Annotated in this window: 14 protein-coding genes; 4 read left to right on the forward strand and 10 right to left on the reverse strand. The window is 58.7% G+C overall.

The genetic code is table 11. The features are described 5' to 3' along the window. Nucleotides 1-148 precede the first annotated feature (148 nt). A complete protein-coding gene (locus RIKMI_RS0104830; protein ID WP_027290671.1) occupies nucleotides 149-2,047 on the reverse strand; it encodes a methylmalonyl-CoA mutase family protein in 1,899 nt (632 codons plus the stop codon). A 262-nt stretch (nucleotides 2,048-2,309) separates the two neighbouring features. On the opposite strand from RIKMI_RS0104830, the gene RIKMI_RS0104840 reads away from it, so the two are divergent. The 4 genes from RIKMI_RS0104840 to RIKMI_RS0104855 all read left to right on the forward strand — a co-directional run bounded on the left by RIKMI_RS0104840 (nucleotide 2,310) and on the right by RIKMI_RS0104855 (nucleotide 8,079). Then, nucleotides 2,310-5,237: an outer membrane beta-barrel protein gene (locus tag RIKMI_RS0104840; RefSeq protein WP_037291524.1), complete on the forward strand. Its 2,928-nt coding sequence runs from the start codon at nucleotides 2,310-2,312 to the stop codon at nucleotides 5,235-5,237. Nucleotides 5,238-5,338: 101 nt separating this feature from the next. After that, nucleotides 5,339-6,007, forward strand: a complete 669-nt coding sequence (locus tag RIKMI_RS0104845) for a DUF1847 domain-containing protein (protein WP_037291527.1) — start codon at nucleotides 5,339-5,341, stop codon at nucleotides 6,005-6,007. A gap of 68 nt (nucleotides 6,008-6,075) precedes the next feature. Next, nucleotides 6,076-7,023, forward strand: coding sequence for a quinolinate synthase NadA (gene nadA, locus RIKMI_RS0104850; protein ID WP_051214354.1), 948 nt, complete (start codon nucleotides 6,076-6,078; stop codon nucleotides 7,021-7,023). A gap of 144 nt (nucleotides 7,024-7,167) precedes the next feature. Beyond that, complete coding sequence (locus RIKMI_RS0104855; protein WP_027290675.1) at nucleotides 7,168-8,079, forward strand: DUF5655 domain-containing protein; 912 nt, start codon at nucleotides 7,168-7,170, stop codon at nucleotides 8,077-8,079. 127 nt (nucleotides 8,080-8,206) lie between these two features. Here RIKMI_RS0104855 and RIKMI_RS0104860 read toward each other — a convergent pair whose 3' ends face one another. The 9 genes from RIKMI_RS0104860 to RIKMI_RS13085 form a co-directional block, all read right to left on the reverse strand. Further along, entirely contained in the window at nucleotides 8,207-9,454 is a 1,248-nt protein-coding gene (locus RIKMI_RS0104860; RefSeq protein ID WP_027290676.1) for a peptidase U32 family protein, read from the reverse strand. Between the two features lie 180 nt (nucleotides 9,455-9,634). Beyond that, complete coding sequence (gene rpiB, locus RIKMI_RS0104865) at nucleotides 9,635-10,072, reverse strand: ribose 5-phosphate isomerase B (RefSeq protein ID WP_027290677.1); 438 nt, start codon at nucleotides 10,070-10,072, stop codon at nucleotides 9,635-9,637. A 38-nt stretch (nucleotides 10,073-10,110) separates the two neighbouring features. Then, entirely contained in the window at nucleotides 10,111-10,635 is a 525-nt protein-coding gene (locus RIKMI_RS0104870) for a hypothetical protein (protein ID WP_027290678.1), read from the reverse strand. A gap of 339 nt (nucleotides 10,636-10,974) precedes the next feature. Beyond that, nucleotides 10,975-11,433 carry a hypothetical protein gene (locus RIKMI_RS0104875; RefSeq protein ID WP_147288427.1) on the reverse strand — a complete coding sequence of 153 codons (459 nt, stop codon included), beginning with the start codon at nucleotides 11,431-11,433 and terminating at the stop codon, nucleotides 10,975-10,977. 40 nt (nucleotides 11,434-11,473) lie between these two features. Further along, on the reverse strand, nucleotides 11,474-12,169 hold the full coding sequence (locus tag RIKMI_RS13080; protein ID WP_115356400.1) for a phosphatase PAP2 family protein: 696 nt from the start codon (nucleotides 12,167-12,169) through the stop codon (nucleotides 11,474-11,476). A 200-nt stretch (nucleotides 12,170-12,369) separates the two neighbouring features. Next, a complete protein-coding gene (polA, locus tag RIKMI_RS0104885; RefSeq protein WP_027290680.1) occupies nucleotides 12,370-15,261 on the reverse strand; it encodes a DNA polymerase I in 2,892 nt (963 codons plus the stop codon). A gap of 9 nt (nucleotides 15,262-15,270) precedes the next feature. Next, the gene (locus RIKMI_RS0104890) at nucleotides 15,271-15,726 is read right to left on the reverse strand and encodes a 6-pyruvoyl trahydropterin synthase family protein (protein ID WP_027290681.1); all 456 of its coding nucleotides are present in this window, start codon (nucleotides 15,724-15,726) and stop codon (nucleotides 15,271-15,273) included. A gap of 484 nt (nucleotides 15,727-16,210) precedes the next feature. Continuing rightward, entirely contained in the window at nucleotides 16,211-17,755 is a 1,545-nt protein-coding gene (gene thiC, locus RIKMI_RS0104895; protein WP_027290682.1) for a phosphomethylpyrimidine synthase ThiC, read from the reverse strand. 5 nt (nucleotides 17,756-17,760) lie between these two features. Further along, entirely contained in the window at nucleotides 17,761-18,744 is a 984-nt protein-coding gene (locus RIKMI_RS13085) for a polyprenyl synthetase family protein (protein ID WP_037291531.1), read from the reverse strand. Between the last annotated feature and the right edge of the window lie 36 nt (nucleotides 18,745-18,780).

Raw genomic sequence — 18,780 nt, forward strand, 5'->3', positions numbered from 1 at the left:
CCCCCTGTTCCGATAACACAGACCTGTCGAAGACCAAGGTACCCGGCAGGCCCAGGAGATGCGAAGCATCTCAAAAAGTTTTTCTGGTTCTCTTTGTTCACAAAGAGAACAGTCGCCTCGAACCTGAACAGTACAAATAAACGAACGGTTAAATACCTAATTCCTGCAGGTAATTTTCGAGTGTTTCGAGGACATTGCTGCGGACACTGATAAAGTGCGAGATGCCCGCCGCTTCCAGTTCGGGCTGACAGGCAGGAGCACCCGCCACCACGACGATCGTGCCCGTACCCTTGAACGCCTCGTACACCTGCGGAGCGACCGTCGCGTAGTCGTCGTCCGACGAGCAGACTACGACGATCCCCGCGCCGGACTGTTTGGCCGCCTCGACGCCTTCGGCTACCGAGTGGAAGAACGTGTTGTCGATCACCCGGATACCCGCGCAGGCAAAGAAATTGCAGGCGAACTGCGACCGTGCGCGCGCCATCGAGAGCGTGCCGCAAGTCAGCATAAAGGCTTTAGGCTCCTTGCCGCTGCGATCCGTGCGCAGACGCATCGCCTCGAAAGCCATCGCCCCGCGGTACGGCTTCAGCGGACGGTATTCCGGCTCCCGGCCCGCATGTTTGCAGCCGCAGCTGCACTTGTGCATGCCGCGCGTCACCGTATCTTCCGTAATCTCTGCCGAAGCCGTCTCGCCGAAATTCGGATACTGGTTCGTCCCCAACAGAATTTCGCGCCGTGTGGCGATATTCCGGTCGCGCACGGCGGCCGTCGCTTCGACCTGATCCTGAATGAAACCGGCCTCGAACGCAGCCGTATAACCGCCCTTTTCTTCCACCTCTTTGAAGAGTTTCCAGGCCTGCTCCGCGATCGAAGCGGTCAGCTCCTCGATGTAATAGGAACCCGCCGCCGGGTCGGTCACCTGGTCGAAGTGCGACTCCTCCTTGAGCAGCAACTGCACGTTCCGCGCGATCCGTGCGCTGAATTCGGTCGGCTTTTCGTAAGCATGGTCGAACGGCAGCACCTCGATCGAATCGACGCCGGCGATCGCGGCGCTCATCGCCTCGGTCGTACCCCGCAGCATGTTCACATACGGGTCGTAAACGGTCTGGTTCCAGGCCGAAGTCTGGATATGCGCGCGCAGTTTCGAACTGCAACCGCGTTTGGGATTGTACGGCACCATGATGTTCGCCCACAGCATCCGCGCCGCGCGCAGTTTGGCGATCTCCATGAAATAGTTGGTGCCGACCGCGAAGTTGAACTTGATCGACGGGGCTACCTGGTCCACGTCGAGTCCCAGGTCGGTGAGCCGCACGACGTATTCGTGCCCCATGGCCAGCGCGAAAGCCAGCTCCTGCACGATCGACGCCCCGCAATTGTGGAACAGCGTCCCGTTCACGGCGATCAGCCGCACGCGTTTGTACTGCGGCGCTTTTTCGAGCAGTTCTTTGATGCGGGCGAACTGCTTGGCCCCGTCGGGAGCCGAACAGCCCCAGGAACCTTTTTTCGAGAGTTTCATGAGGGGGTCGATTCCGAAGACGGCAAACACCTGTTCGGGATCGAGTTTTTCGGCAACGACCTTGTCGAGGAACAGTTCGGCGGCTCTGTAAACTCCGCAGCCGCTGAAAGCGAGTTCGACGGCCGTGATCGTGATCCCTTTCAGCAGGGCGTCGAGGTCGGCGGCCGAAAAGTCCTTGCTTTTGATGACGAAACCGAGCGAATCGACGCCTTTCATCAGGATGTCGTGCGCCTGTGTATTCGCGGCTTTGACGTCTTCGCCGACTTCGATGGTCTGTCGCACGCGCCAGTTGTTGTCGGCTTTGACGCCCCGCACGTAAGGAAAGGCTCCGGGAGCCGTGCCGAGGTGCTTGAGCCCCGCCATGTCTTCGGCCCTGTAATAAGGCTCTGCGCTGAACCCTTCCAGGGTACGCCATACCAGTTTCTTGGTACGGTCGGCCCCCTTGAGGTCTTTGGCAATGGCCTCTTCCCACTCCCGGGTGGTAACGGGAGGAAATTCGGTCATCAGCTTCTTAGCTTTTTCTTCTGCCATAGGTGAGTGTATTTGGGTTGTTTATTCGTGTGTGCACAGTCTGCGCCCGTGGGCGTCTCTATTCTGTGAATCGGCTAACAGATTCATACAAAGTTAGGCGTTTATTTCCGAAAATGCCGCTTCCCGAATCGATTTTTCGTCCCGAAAAACCTTTTCCGGAAATTTTTTATCGACATTCGATTAAACTTTCCCGCTCGAAAACGTCTTAATTAAGCGACCGGAATTTTCCCGTCCCGAAATATTGAGAGACACTTCCTGTACCATGAAACGAATTTTAGGATTATTTGTTCTGTCGGTGCTTTCGGCAGCCGCTCAGGCCGCGCCGATCACCCTGAAAGGGAAAGTCGTCGGAGGCGACGACGGCCAGCCCATCGCAGGCGCCTACGTCATTATCAACGCCTCCGAGCCGGACGCCGCCAAAAGGACCAGCCTGACCGGAACAGGCGGGACATTCCAGGTCACCAGCCAGGAGAAAAGCACCGACATTACGATCTCTTTCATCGGATATAAGAATTTTCACCGCGCCATCAGTCCGGCCTCCGGCAACACCGTCGATCTGGGGACGATCCGGATGCAGCCGGAAGCGCAGGTAACCGAAGAGGTGCAGGTAATAGCCAAAGCCCCGATCGCCACCGTGAAAGGCGACACGCTGCAATACAACGCATCGGCATTCAAGACCAATCCCGACGCCACCAGCGAAGACCTCCTCAAGAAAATGCCCGGCGTGACCACCAACGACGACGGCGCCGTGGAAGTGCACGGCGAGACCCTCGGAAAAGTCTATGTGGACGGGAAGGAATTTTTCGCCGACGACCCCGCCGTAGCCCTGAAAACACTGCCGGCCGACGTAATCGCCGGCATTCAGGTGTTCGACGACAAGAGCGACGAATCGAAATTCTCCGGTTTCGACGACGGCGAACGGATCAAAGCCATCAATATCGTCACCAAAAGCGGCGTAAGTACCAGCACTTTCGGGAAAGTGTACGGCGGTTACGGTACCGACCACCGGTACTCCGCGGGAGCCGCCGCCAATATGTTCAACGCCAACCAGCGTTGGACCGTGCTCGCCTCGCGCAACAACGTCAATAACCAGGGCTTCACCCTGAACGACATAGCCAGCGCCATGACCGGCCGGCGCGGCGGCATGGGCGGCGGCATCGACGCCAGCCAGTTCACCACCAACGTGCGCGGGGGCATCCAGACCACCACGATGGCCGGCCTCAACTATCAGGGCGAATTCGAAAAAGTGAAAATCAACGGCAGCTACTTTTTCAACAACGTGAACGCCGATATCTGGCGCATCACCAGCCAGGACTACCAGACCGAAGGCAAACGGCAGGACTACGACACGACCGCCACCCGCGGATACAACTACCAGCACCGGCTCAACATGCGTCTCGAATGGAACCCGAACGAAACCAACCGGATATTCTTCATGCCCCGCGTGACCTATTCGACCAACCACGGTTCCAGCACCAACGCCTCCCGGACCATGCTCAACGCCCTGCTGAGCAACACGGCCGCCAACCGCTACGCCACCCAGCTGGGGACTTACGACGCTTCGGCCAACCTCTGGTGGATGCACCGTTTCGGGAAAGCCGGGCGCACGCTCTCCGTCGGCGGCTCGGGCGGAGGCAGCAACGGCTGGGGCGAACGTTCGCAATTGTCGGAATACGGTTCGCTGGCCGACGAAGACGCCGCCCTCAGCGCCCTGCTGACCAAAGCCGACGGGCTGGCTTATACCACCCTGAACCAGATCGGTACGCTCGATGCCCCCGGGTTCGACGTTTCGGGCCGGATCAGCTATTCCGAGCCGCTGTCGCAATCCTCGCGGTTGCAGTTCAGCTACCGGATCGCTTACGACAAGACCGACTCGCACAAATACAGCTATAACCTGACCGAAGAGCTGGAGACGCTGGATGCCGTCCGCGACCTGGTGAGCGAACTCGGTCTGGATCCCGACCCTACCACCTCCAACCTGTTCGCCCGCAACCAGACCCGGCAGACCGGAACCGTCGGCTACAACTGGGTCAAGGGCGAGACTTTCCGTCTGAACGCCTCGGTCGGCTACCAGCACTCGCGGCTCAACGACGACGAGACTTTCCCCAAGGAGCTGACCAGCGATTACGCCTTCAATGCCTGGCTGCCCCGCCTGCGGTTCGAATACAACCCCGGCAAGATGCAGCACCTGCGGTTCGAATACCGCCGCACGACCTCGACCCCGTCGGTGAACCAGCTCCAGGACCTGCTCGACATCAGCGACCCGCTGAACGTCTCGCAGGGGAACCCCGGATTGAAGCAGAGTTACACCGACCGTCTGGAACTGCACTATAACCTGGCCAACCCCGAAAAATCCAACTACTTCCACGTATTCGCACGGGCCAGCTTCACGCAGGACTACATCGCCACCCACCGCGAAACGCTGACCGAAGACCGGGTGATCCAGGGGACGACGCTCGTCAAAGGGGCGCAGTTATCGACGCCGGTCAATCTGGACGGTTATATCAGCGCCAACCTCTTCTCGATGTACGGATTCGCCATCAACCCGATACGCAGCAACCTCAACCTCGGGCTGATGTACATGTACGCGCGCACCCCCTCCATGGAAGACAACGTGCAGTACATGTCGAACAGCAACCGGTTGGGGCTGAATCTGTCGCTGACGAGCAACATCTCGGAAAACGTCGATTTCACCATCGCCTACCGTCCGGGGCTGACCTTCACCACCAGCCAGCAGAAAGACCGGCAGACCCAACAGATGAGCCGGCAATTCGACCGTTACGTACGCAGCGACCTGTCGGCTTTCCTGAACGTGTACCTGTGGAAAGGGCTGTTCGTCAATATGGACGCCTCGTGGCGCAACTCGTTCGGGACGCAGTCGTCTTACAGCCAGCATTTCGCGTTGCTGAATGCCGGCATCGGGTACAAATTCCTCAAATACCGCCAGGCCGAAGTCCGCGTTTCCGGTTACGACCTGCTGAACCAGAACCGGGCATTCTGGCAAACGAGCAACGCGACCTATACGCAGACCACGCTGTCCAACGTACTGAAACGCTATTTCATGGTCAGCCTGACCTATAAGTTCGACACCCGGAAGGGCCGGTCGGCCGAAAACTACGGCACCGAAGACCGCGGGCCGTTCGGAGGACACGGAGGTCCTCGCCCGGGCGGGCCGGGTCCCCGGAGATAGCCGGTCGGCACGACGAACGGGAATCCCGGAACCACCGAAAAAAGCGGTGCGGAAAATTTCCGCGCCGCTTTTTATCTTTGAGGCAACCAAAACGGTTTGCCATGAACGAAAACGAAACGACGCCCCCCGCCGAAAAACGGGACACCCCTACCTGTGTGGACTGCGGGACGCAGAACTGTAAAATCAAGACGAGCGTTTATCCCGGATTCTGCCTGACGACCCGCCTGCCCGAAACCGACCGGCAATGGGCCGCAGAGCGGTACGACGAAGGCCGGAACCGCGAAATCATGCGGGCCGCGGCCGAAGTGGAATACGAAGGGTACGGCCGGTGGACGCGCGTACAGGAAATTATGGAGTTCGCCCGCAAAACCGGCGCCCGGAGAATCGGCATCGCCAACTGCGTCGGGCTGGTGAACGAAGCCCGCATCTTTGCCCGTATCCTGCGTGCGAACGGATTCGAGGTCTATTCCGTCGTCTGCAAAGTGGCCGGGCAGCCGAAAACGTCGATGGGCATCCCGGCCGAATGCGAAACCATCGGGGCGGCCATGTGCAACCCGATTCTCCAGGCCCGCCTGCTGAACGAAGCGCACACCGACCTGAATGTAGTGATCGGGCTTTGCGTCGGCCACGACAGCCTGTTCTACAAATATGCCGACGCCTGCACGACGACGCTGGTGACCAAAGACAGGGTAACGGGCCACAATCCCGTGGCCGTGCTCTATACCGCCGGCTCGTATTACAAAAAGAAACTCGAACCCGGAGAGAAGTAAAACCGCCGGCGACCGAACTTTCCGGGAAAATCCGGAATCCCGATTTTATCGCGTATCTTTGCCGTATCATGATGGCACTGAAAGAGAAAATCGAAGCGCTCAAGCGCGAACGCAACGCAGTCATACTGGCGCACTACTATACCGAGGGCGACGTACAGGACGTAGCCGATTTCGTGGGCGACAGCCTCGCCCTGTCGCAGAAAGCCGCCACGACCGACGCGGAGGTCATCCTGTTCGCCGGCGTGCATTTCATGGGCGAGACGGCCAAAATCCTCTCGCCGCGGAAAACGGTGTTGATGCCGGACATGGAGGCCGGCTGTTCGCTGGCCGATTCGTGCCGGGCCGAAGATTTCGCGGCCTTTATCGCGGCCCATCCCGGCCGCACGGTTATCTCCTACGTCAATACCACGGCGGAGGTCAAGGCGCTGACGGATATCGTCTGCACCAGCAGCAACGCCGTGCAGATCGTACAGTCGCTGCCCGAAAACGAACCGGTCATTTTCGGGCCGGACCGGAATCTGGGCAACTACATCAAGAATATCACCGGCCGGCAAAACATGCTGATCTGGGACGGGGCGTGCCACGTGCACGAGGAGTTTTCGCTCGAAAAGATACTGGAACTGAAAAAAGAGTATCCGGCGGCCAAAGTGCTGACCCATCCGGAGTGCAAACGGCCGATCGTTCTGGTGTCGGATTATGTCGGTTCGACGGCGGGATTGCTCAAATTCGCCGTGGAAGATACTTCGACCGACACCTATATCGTGGTGACGGAGCCGGGAGTGCTGCACCAGATGAAAAAAGCGGCTCCGGGCAAAACGTTCATCCCGGCTCCGCCGATGGATTCGACGTGCGGTTGCAACAATTGCAGTTTCATGAAACTGGTCACGCTCCGGAAAATGGCGGACGCGCTGGAACGCATGCAGCCGGAGATCGTCATTCCGGAAACGACGCGTGCCGCAGCGGAGAAATCGATCCGGCGGATGCTGGAAATCTCAAAAAGAATGGGGTTGATCTAATATTTACACCATAGGGGAAACAGTTCCGGGGGATCCTATTTCGACCCGGAGCCGGACAGTTTCCAGCCGTCGGGACAACACATTCCGAGCACGGATATAGTACAAAATGGTCTATAAACGCCTGATTTAACGCCAGGAAAAATTATGATTCTGTTTAAGACAGGTACGGACAACGCATTGACAGTCGTAAACGAAAAACCGTTCAGACTGGAACGCGATATGCAGAAAATTTTCGAACGGAACCTACCCGTCATTATGGGCTTGGAGCTGGTCAAGTCGGAATGTTCGATTAAAAATAAACGTATCGACACACTGGCTTACGATCCCCAAAGCAATGCTTTCGTGATTATCGAATATAAACGCAACCGGAATATCAGCGTTTTCGATCAAGGGATAACGTACCTGAATTTAATGCTTCAATATAAGGAGGTTTTCCTGGTCGAATATAACGAATCGTTGGGGCGCAATTTGAAACGCTCCGATGTCGATTGGTCCCAAACGCGCGTCGTATTCGTTTCGACCGACTTTACCGAGAACCAGATCGAAGCGACCAATTTCAGGGATTTGTCCATCGAATTGTGGCAGGTCAAACGATACGAAAACGGAACAATGGCCGTTATCCCAATCAAAAAAAGCCATACGGCTGAAAGTATCGGGCAATTGGCCGGTAAAAACGATTCGGCGATTAGAACGGTGGCCGAAGAAATCAAAACTTATACGGAATCGGATCTGCTACAGGGAAAACCGGATGAGACTGCCGAACTTTACGAACGCTTCAAGGGGGCGATATTGAATCTGACCGACGATATCGAGGTGAAACCGCTGAAATTCTGGGTATCGTTCAAGAAAGACGGACACAATATTGCAAGTATCGAAGTGCAGCAACGGAATCTTAAATTATTTATCAATGTCAAGAGCGGAAAACTCGATGATCCGAAAAGATTGGCCCGCGACGTTGCCACAATCGGACATTTTGGGTCGGGAGATTATGAAATCAAGGTCGCGGACGACCGGAATCTGGAGTATATCATGAGTCTGGTGAAACAGGCGATCTGACCGCTGAAAGTTCCGAAAAACGACGGTGAATCAATGAAAGAACGCTCCGTACGGATGATCGACGATCATCCGTACGGAGCGTTTTGCATTTCGTGCAGGTCCGTACTACGGGAACTCCGCATGACATCTATTTCCGCGGCACCTCCACCAGTTTGAACACCTTGTCGCCCCGGTGGACGGGTTCCGGCATTTTGACCGAACATTTCACGCCCTGCGGCGCCAGCTCCGTCGGTTTCAGATCGACCCGTATCTCGTCCGGCGTAAACTCCAGCGCCCCGGTGGTGGCCCCCAGAAACAGCAGCTTTTCGCCCAGCGCCAGCGGCACCGCCTCGACCGATACCTCCGCCACGCCTATCCGGGCGAAATAGTTCGTCACCTTGCCGACCATCACTTTTTTGACCGTCGCGGCCGAACCGTAATGTTCCGACCACTCGCCGAGCCGCTGCCCCAGGTAATAACCGTTCCAGAAATCACGGTTGAATACCGTCCGCAGCCGCTCTTTCAGGGCCGCGGCCAACTCGCGCGTAAAGCGTCCTTCGGCGACGGCCCGCACCCCTTCCTTGTAACATTCGCACACCCGGCGCACATACTCTCCCGAACGCGCCCGGCCCTCGATTTTCAGCACGCGCACCCCGGCCTCCAGCATCTTATCCAGAAATTCGATGGTGCAAAGGTCTTTCGGCGACATGATATGTTCGTTTTCGACCACCAGCTGCATCCCCGTCTCGACGTCCTCCACGCGGTAGGAACGACGGCACAACTGGCGGCACTCGCCCCGGTTGGCCGACTTCCAGGCTTCGTGGAGACTCAGATAACATTTCCCGGAGGTAGCCATGCAGAGCGCGCCGTGCGCGAACATCTCGATCCGTACCGGTTCGCCTTTTGGCCCGCGGATATCGCGTTCGGCGATCTGTTCATGGATATGCCGGACCTTTTCGAGGGTCAGTTCCCGCGCCAGCACCACCACGTCAGCATATCGCGCGTAGAAGGCCACCGCCTCGGTATTGCTGATGTTGAGCTGGGTCGAGATATGCACCTCCATCCCCTGTTCCCGGGCGTAATCCATCGCCGCCTGGTCGGCTATGATCACCGCGTCCACCCCTTCGAGTTTCGCACGGTCGATCACCTGCCGCATATAGGGGATATCTTCGTCGAAGAGTACCGTATTGAGGGTCAGGTAGGTCTTGATTCCGTGTTCCCGGCAAACGGCGACGATGCGGGCCAGGTCGTCGAGCGAAAAATTCACGCTCGACCCGGCCCGCATATTGAGACCCTGCACGCCGAAATAAACGGAATCGGCGCCGCCCTGAATGGCGCCTTGCAACGATTCCCACGACCCGACGGGGCACATCACTTCGATTTCGGTAGGTTGTATCATCATGGTATTCGTTCTGAGAATCGGCCGGGTGCCGCGCGGGAATACCCGTAACGTCCGGCCTGAATCCGGTGAAACAGGACAGCCCGAAGCCGTTTCCGGCAGCGGGCTGCTTGCTGTAAGAAAACCGGTCTGCCTGGACTTTCGTTGTCCCGGCACGGCTTTCGGCGGTCGGAAAGCCTACAAGTCGATCATCTCCACGCGCCGCCGGTGCCGGCCGCCTTCGAACTCGGCTTCGAAGAAGGCGTCGAGAATCGCCGCCGCCTGCTCCTCGCTAAGAAAACGCGCGGGCAGCGAACAAACATTGGCGTCGTTGTGCTGCCGGGCCAATGCCGCGATTTCGGGACACCAGCAGACGGCGGCCCGCACTTTCGGATGTTTGTTCAGCGCCATGCTGATCCCGTTGGCGCTCCCGCAGAGCGACACGCCGAGGTCGCACCGTCCTTCGGCCACTTCGCGGCCCAAGGCATGCGCATAGACGGGATAATCCACGCTCTCTTCGCTTCGGGTACCGAGGTCGTTCACGGCGTAGCCTTTGGCAAGCAGGTATCCGGCGACGAACTCTTTCATACGGTATCCGGCATGGTCGCTGGCGATGGCGACGTTAAAGGTTTTCATAGGGGTACGGTTTGTTTTTAACGCCGCCAAAGTTACGATTATTTTGCGGGATTGCCGACGCTGACAGCTACTTCGGGCGCCTGTCCTTCCTGGAAATAGTAGGTGCCGGAAACTTTTTCGTATGTGTACGGCACGAACTGCATCACTTGCAGGGAGACGAAACGGTCGTCTTTGGAACGCTGTACGTCGAGGCGGACGGGACCGCTTTCTTTACGCCGCGCGTCGCGGATTTCGTCGAATTTGCCTTGTTCGATCAGTTTGACGAGTTCGTCGCCGGAAAGGGCTTCGAAATAGATGCTGTAACTTTTCACAGGACTTTTGGTGGGCAGATAGATGGTCTCTTTCCCACCGAAACAAAGTTTGAGCACGCCGACGATCATGGCGGCGAAACCGCCTACGGTGCAAACCATATAAAGCGACGAGGTGGTGTCGGACAAAATGGTCGAAATGAAATAAAGACCGGCTCCGATTATGATCAATCCGATCCCCGCAACTACGGATTTGCTGCTTTTGCGTTTGGCGATCTGCGATTCGATGGATGTTGTATTTGCTTGTGCTGACATGATATTTCGTGATTTTTAATGGTTCGATTATCCGCTCTTTCAGGTTTGAGGGGATTGTTCTTTCTTTGAAAAGAAAGAACCAAAGAAACTTTCGAGCAGGTTTGCGGCGCCTCAGTTTGTCAGAAGCCTTTTCTTGGTGGACTTCTTTATTCTGTAACGGATAGGGGGCATCGGGTAACGACATGAATAGCCCCCTATCCGTTACAGAACAAGCTCATTAAAGAATAGGTCATCCGATAGGCTCAGGAGATGCGAAGCATCTCAAAAAGTTTTTCTGGTTCTCTTTGTTCACAAAGAGAACAGTTCACGCAAACCCAAACAATACGATAATCGAACGATTTAAATCACGATACGGCGCAGGGCGAAGACATAGCCGTCGCCCGGCCGCGAGACAGATATGGCTCCGCCGCACGAGGCCCCGCAGAGCGAGGTCCGCCACGAAGCGAACGAACGGGCGGAAGACTCCCGCCCCAGATAAGCAAGAAAAATATCGGAAGACTGAAAGACAGGACTCGACAACTCCCGTCGCAGTCCCGTCAGCCACGAGCAGCGCACCCCGCCTCCGCCCCCGTTCGCCGGGCGTCCCGACACCGAAGCCGGATCCGCCGCAGGCGCGAGATACCACGTATAACTATCCTGCAAAGCGAAATCCGAAGAGGTGCCCTCCGCTACCAGCAACTCCGCCCCGGCCGGCGAACCGGCGCACGCCTCCCCCCTCTCCGCCGGGAAACGGAACACCCCGGAAGACAGCAACAGCACCGTACACACTACAGATAGATATACCGCCAAACGTCGCATCGACCGTAAAGATAGAGGAAATTCCCGACACCGGAAAACCTTATGCCCGGTTCCCCGGCAAAAAAGAGACCAGAGGCCACAACATCCGCTTCTCTCGCCAGCGACGCATGAAACACAACCGGTAGGGAGTATGACGGTCGAGCCGCCTGAGCGCCGTGATGCGCATATCCGCCCAACATAACGCGCGGTACCAGACGAAAGCCCAGAACAGGCCCTCCAGCGTCCCGAACAGGATATCCATCGGATAATGGACCCCCAGATAAATCCGGCTGTACGAAACCAGAGCCGCCCAACCGAACATCATCCATGCGAACCACCGCCGCCGGATCAGCAACGACGAGAGCAGGGCCAGGCCGAAACAATTCGCCGCATGAGACGAGACCGTCCCGTATGGGCCGCCCACATAACCGTTTACCGTATGCACGTCCGCCATGATCGCCGCGAAATGGGTCGGCCTCTGTTTGGGCAGATATTCCTTGGCCAGCGTGGCGGTCTGGTCGGCGCATGCGATGAGCAGCGCGACCGTCAGCGCGAAAAGCACCAGCTTGCGCAATCCCAGCCGGGTATAGACCAGCCACAGGATACAGAGGTAGAACGGCACCCACGTGAGTTTGCCGGACACTACGTACATCACCTGATCCATCGCCGAACCTCCATCGAAATTCAGCGCAAGAAGCAGATTCTGGTCGAACAGATAAGGAGTTATCATCTCGATGCAAAGATAACATCCTTTCATCGTTCGTTGTTCTGTTTACGAACAAAAAATCGGACTTTGCGAACAAAACGGAGGATTCCGCAAACTTATCTTGATATAGAGGAGCCTCGCCCCTCCCCATGTACCGACCCCCGCCCGAGCCGGTACGGTTCGCGCGGCGGAGGTACGGTATGCGTGCAGGGCAAAGCCGCCGTTCGGCCGGTTTCCGGCCGCCGGATACTCTAATGGGCGTCGAGCCAGCTGGTACCCGCATCGGCCTCGACCAGCAGCGGCACGGACAGTTCCGCCGCCCCGGCCATCGCTTCTGTCACCAGCGCCGTCACGGAAGCCACCTCGCCCTGCGGCACCTCCAGCACCAGTTCGTCGTGCACCTGGAGCACGATCCGCGCCCCGCTGCCGCATTCGCGCAAACGGCGGTCCACTTCGATCATCGCCAGTTTCATGATGTCCGCCGCGCTGCCCTGTATCGGCGCGTTGATGGCATTCCGTTCGGCCAGCGAACGCGTCATCGAATTGCCGGAACGGATGTCGCGCAGGTAACGCCGCCGGCCGAAAATCGTCTCCACGTAACCCCGCTCGCGCGCCTCGGCGACGACCTTCTCCATATATTCTTTCACGCCCGGATAGTGGGTGAAATAGCCCTCTATCAGCTCTTTGGCCTCTGTGCGGGGGATATGCAGCCGCGTGGCCAGCCCGAACGCCGAGATGCCGTAAATGATCCCGAAATTGGCCGTTTTGGCCCGCCGACGCTGTTCGCGCGTCACCTGATTGGGAGCGACGCCGAACACCTTGGCTGCCGTGGCCGTGTGCACGTCCTCGCCGTCGAGGAATGCCTGCCGCAGGGCCTGGTCGCCCGACAGGTGGGCCATGATGCGCAGTTCGACCTGCGAATAGTCGGCCGAGACGACCACGTGTTCCCGGTCCGGCGCCGTGAACGCCCGGCGTATTTCGCGCCCCGCGGCATCGCGTATCGGTATGTTCTGAAGGTTCGGGTTGGTGGAACTCAGCCGTCCGGTAGCCGTCACGGCCTGGTTGAACGAAGTGTGGATCCGCCCCGTGTCCGGGTTGATGAGCTGGGGCAAAGCCTCTATGTAGGTCGAGAGCAGCTTTTTCAACCCCCGGTATTCCAGTATTTTGCCGATCACCGGATGGTTGTCGGACAGCGATTGCAGGTACTCTTCGTCGGTGCGGTACTGTCCCGTTTTGGTCTTTTTCGGCTTCGGGTCGATCTTCAGCTTTTCGAACAGCACTTCGCCCAATTGTTTGGCCGAATTGACGTTCAGTTCCGGCGCTTCGGCCACTTCGCGTATCCCGGTTTCCAGCCGGGAGGCTTCGACGGCCAGCGCCGCGCCCGATTCTCCCAGTATCTGCCGGTCCACGAAAACGCCGGCGAACTCCATCCGCGCCAGTACGGGGATCAGCGGTGCTTCGATCCGGCAGTACAGTCCGGTCTGCTGCGTCTCCTCCAGCAGCGGCCAGAGTTTCCCGTAAAGCCGCAGGGTCACGTCCGCATCCTCGGCGGCGTATTCCGCCACCGCCGCCGGATCGGCGTCGGCCATGGAGGTCTGCCTGGCCCCTTTGCCGATCAGCGTTTCGATCGGCACCGGCTCGTAGTTCAGGAAACTCTTGGCCAGAAAGTCCATCCCGTGCCGGGCTTCCGGGTCGAGCAGGTAGTGGATGATCATCGTGTCGTAAAGCGTCCCCCGCACTTCGATGCCGGCCGCGTGCATCAGCACCAGCAGGTCGAATTTGACGTTCTGCCCGATTTTCCCGATACTTCCGTTTTCAAAAACGGGTCTCAGGGCCTGCAATACGGCGGCGCGGCGTTCGGCCGTCGGCGTAGGCACCCACCAGGCTTCGTAAGGTTTCACGGCGAACGAAAGCCCCACGAGTTCCGACCGGAGGGGGTCGATGCCCGACGTTTCGGTATCGAAACAGAATTTTTCGGCCCGTTCGAGTTCCGCGACCAGCGCGGCCAGTTCGGTGTCGGTCGAAACGATGCGGTAGCGGTGTTCGGTGGTGGCGAGGGTCGCGTAACCGGCTTCCGGCGTCCCCTCTTCGGACAGGGCCGGAGTGGGCGGCACGACCGGATCCGGCAACGGTTCGGCAACGGTCGCCGGAGCGGTTTCCGGTTCGCCGAAAAGCGACATCTGGCCGGTCAGCTGCGAGTAGGGTTTCGGTTTGCCCGGTTTTTTGCTGAGCGGGGGTACGGTATCGGTACGCAGCGCGCTGCTATGGTAGAGCCGGCTGTCGAGGTCGCGCAGCAACAGGCTGAAATTATGTTCGATATAGATGCTCCGCAGGGCGGCGTAGTCCGGTTCGTCGATTCGCAGGGCCGTCGGATCGAAATCGATGGGGACGTCCAGCCGAATGGTAGCCAGCACTTTGGAGAGCCGCAACTGCTCCTGATTGTCCAGCACGGAGGTCCGGAGTTTCGGGGTCAGGGAATCGGCATGGGCGATGATATTTTCCACGTCCCCCCATTCGGCGACGAGCTTTTTCGCCCCTTTTTCACCGATTCCCGGCACGCCGGGGATATTGTCGGAGGCGTCGCCCCACAGGGCAAGGATGTCGATCACTTGCTTGGGGTCGGCGATTCCGTAGGTTTCGCACACTTTGTCGAGGCCCACGATGTCGATTCCTTCGCCGCCTTTGGCGGGCTTGTACATGCTGACGTTTTCCTTGATGAGCTGGCCGTAGTCTTTGTCGGGGGTCACCATATAGACGTCGTATTCGCCGCAGCAGGAGGCCCGGTGCGAAAGGGTGCCGATCACGTCGTCGGCTTCGTAGTCGGGCACTTCGAGCACGGGAATCCGCATGGCTTCGAGCCATGCCTTGATATGGGGCACGGCGGCGATGATGTCTTCCGGAGTGGCGTCGCGGTTGGCTTTGTAAAGCGGATAGAGTTCGCGGCGGAACGATCCGCCGGGCGGGTCGAAAGCGACGCCGAGGTATTTCGGCTGTTCGCGGGCGATGATTTCGTTCAGGAACTTAGCGAAACCGAATATGGCGGAGGTGTTCAGCCCCTGCGCGTTGCGCATGGGACGGTTGATAAAGGCGTAGTGGAACCTGAATATCAGGGCATAGGCATCGATCAGGAACAGTTTTTCCATGGTCTTGTCTTATAGCGGATTGTCTTCGGCCCGCCAGGTGGCGTGCGATTTTGCGGTTTCGTAGAGCGACAGTTCGGCGAGCCGCACTCCGGCGGGAAGTGCCGCGGCGATCTGCTCGGCGAACCGGCTGAGCATCATCTCGCAGGTGGGTTGGTAATCGACGAGGTAAACGCGCTCCCATTTCTCGCGCACTCGTTCGAGCAGCTCCGTATTCCCGGAGGTCCGCCGCAACACGAGGGCATGGTCATACCGATCGACAACCAGCTCATTCACAATTCGTTTCAGATCGCCGAAGTCCATCACCATGCCGTATTTAGGGCTGGAGGGGTCGTCGCAGGGGATGCCGCTGACGGTCACGAACAACTTGTAGGAGTGTCCGTGCACGTGCCTGCACAAACCGTCGTACCCTTCGAGGGCGTGGGCCGTCTCGAACGAAAATTCACGGGTCAATCGTATCGTCGCCATAACAATATCTGTTAAATGATCGGTTCGTTTATTCGTGCTATTGGGTTTGAGGGCCTGTTTTCTCTAACATCGGTGTGTTCGTTTCCTTTCTCGCCGCTCGCCAAAGCCCGACAGCGGTCTCCGGTTCTTCCGGCAACGACGGCTGCGGACAAAGAGCACCGGGAAAACCGACGGTGCCGTCCGCGGACCGTAAATACCCTCGCGGCCGAGGCCGACCGAAAGAAAGCGGAACCGTACTCTTCGAGATGTCTCATGCGTCTTCCGAGTTTACCGGGTACCCCGTACTCTCGGAATTTCCTGCCGAAACAACGGTTTGCACTTCAAGCCTTATTTCCGGCCTTGCGCCGCCGTCTCGACCGAAAAATATCCGACGTACAAAGGGTTGCGGAGCCTGAGACGTAACGGAACCGACTCAAAAGTTTTCGATGCCGCTTTTTACAGAAAACGGCAGCCTATCCTGCCGCAAATACGGATAAACGAACGGTTATTTTATGGATTTGGTAATTCGCATGGCACAGAAATGCGGGCCGCACATAGCGCAGAAATCCGCATTTTCCTTTACCATTTCGCGGTGCATGCGCCGTGCCCGTTCCGGATCCAGCGACAGGTTGAACTGGTCCAGCCAGCGGAAATCGTACCGCGCACGGCTCATCGCCAGGTCGCGCGCAATCGCCGCCGGATGCCCTTTTGCGATGTCCGCCGCATGCGCCGCCAGTTTGTACGTCACCACCCCTTCGCGCACATCGTCCCGGTTCGGCAATGCCAGATGTTCCTTCGTCGTCACATAGCACAGCATCGCCGTCCCGAACCAGCCGATCATCGCCGCCCCGATCGCCGACGTAATATGGTCGTAACCCGCTCCGATGTCGCTCACCAACGGACCCAGCGTATAGAACGGCGCTCCCTGGCACCACTCGATCTGTTTATCCATATTTTCGCGGATCCGGTCCATCGGGACATGGCCCGGCCCCTCGATAATCACCTGAACGTCATGCGCCCATGCCCGGCGGCACAACTCGCCCAGCGTTTTCAGCTCCCCGAACTGCGCCGCGTCGTTCGCATCCGCGATACATCCCGGCCGCAGGCCGTCGCCCAGCGACAGCGCCACGTCGTAACGCGCCATGATCTCGCAAATCTCGTCGAAATGCTCGTAAAGGAAGCTCTCGCGGCCATGGTGCGCCATCCATTTGGCCATGATCGAACCGCCGCGCGACACGATGCCCGTCACCCGCTTCTGCGCCAGCGGCACATGCTCCCGGAGCAGCCCTGCATGGATCGTGAAGTAATCCACCCCCTGCTCGCACTGTTCGACGAGCGTATCGCGGTAGACCTCCCACGTCATGTCCTCGACCGCTCCCTTGACCTTTTCCAGCGCCTGGTACATCGGTACCGTACCGATCGGCACCGGCACGTTGCGCAGGATCGCCTCCCGCGTGCGGTGGATATTCCGGCCCGTGGAGAGGTCCATGACCGTATCCGCCCCCCACTTGATCGCCCATAACGCCTTCTCCACCTCCTCTTCGATCGAGGAACCCAGGGCCGAATTGCCGATGTTCGCGTTGATCTTGACCAGATATTCCGGCCCGATCACCATCGGTTCCGTCTCCGGATGCTTCCGGTTCGCCGGCAGGATCGCCCGTCCTCCGGCAATGGATTCGCACACCTGCTGCGGCGTGATATAGCCCCGGTCTCCGGGACTGAGACCCGCATTTTCGCGAATGGCCGCATATTCCATTTCGGGGGTTACGATTCCCCGGCGGGCATACCACATCTGGGTGTGGAACTCGCCTTCGGGCAAGGCGGCGGCACATGCGGCGATCCATGCCTCGCGCATCTTGGGAATCCCCCGCTGCGTATCGGCCTCGTAGCCCGGCTCGGTATATACGCCCGTCGTATCGTACAGCACCACCCGCTCCCCGTTGGTCAGGTTCACCTGCCGCATCCCCACGCGCACGTCGGGGTGCAACTCCCCGTTCACATGGATTTTTTCGGAAGCATTCTGCGGATCGTTGAAAAGTTCTCGGTACATCGTCTCTATTTGTTTCGTTTCATCAGCGAATAAGCATACTCTTCCAGCACGGCAAGCCGGCCGGCCTGCGGGTGCGCCCGGCGCAAAGCCTCCAGCGCCAACCCGAAATATTCCGCGATGGCCGTCTCGGCCGCTTCGCGTACGCCGAGCGCGTCGTAAACGGCACGCACGCGCGGCAGCTTCTCCCCGATGTCTCCCGGAGCGAGGATCGCGTCGCGCTGCGGCGCGGAAGCCTTTTCCATCGCCGCGATGTGCAGGAAAGTCTTTTTCCCCGCGGCGATGTCGCCGCCGATCTTCTTGCCGAACGTTTCGGCATCGCCGTAGGTGTCCAGCAGATCGTCCTGTATCTGGAACGCCAGACCCAGATTCACCCCGAAATCGTATAACGAGCGGCGTTCCGCATCGGACGCCCCGCCGACGACGGCTCCCATCTCCAGCGCCGCCGCGAGCAGTACCGACGTCTTGAGCCGGATCATGCCGATATATTCGTCGCGCGTCACGGGCCGGTCGCAGGTCTCGAAGTCCATGTCGTACTGCTGCCCCTGGCACACCTCCATTGCGGCCCGGTTGAACACCTCCAGCAATCCGGGCAGTTTTCCGGCGCCGTAGACCGGCGTGCCGTTTTGCAGAATCCGGTAAGCCAGGATCAGCATCGCGTCGCCGGAGAGGATCGCGCCGCTCTCGCCCCATTTCAGGTGGACGGCGGGACGGCCGCGCCTGAGTTCGGCCTTGTCCATGATGTCGTCGTGCAGCAGGGTGAAGTTATGGAACACCTCGACGGCTACCGCCGCGGGCAACGCTTTCTCCGGTTCGCCGCCGTACACGTCGGCTCCCATCAGGCAGAGCAGCGGACGGATCCGCTTGCCGCCGTCTTCGAGGATGTAACGTATGGGCGCATACAACCCCTGCGGTTCGGTATCGTCGAGGGGCAGCCGCCCGATTTCGGCCTCCACGAGCCGCAACAATATCTCTTTTTCTTTCATCGTCATTCCGAAATTATGACCGTCCGTCGCAGCCCGCCCCGC

It is taken from the genome of Rikenella microfusus DSM 15922, assembly GCF_000427365.1.
Taxonomy (GTDB): domain Bacteria; phylum Bacteroidota; class Bacteroidia; order Bacteroidales; family Rikenellaceae; genus Rikenella; species Rikenella microfusus.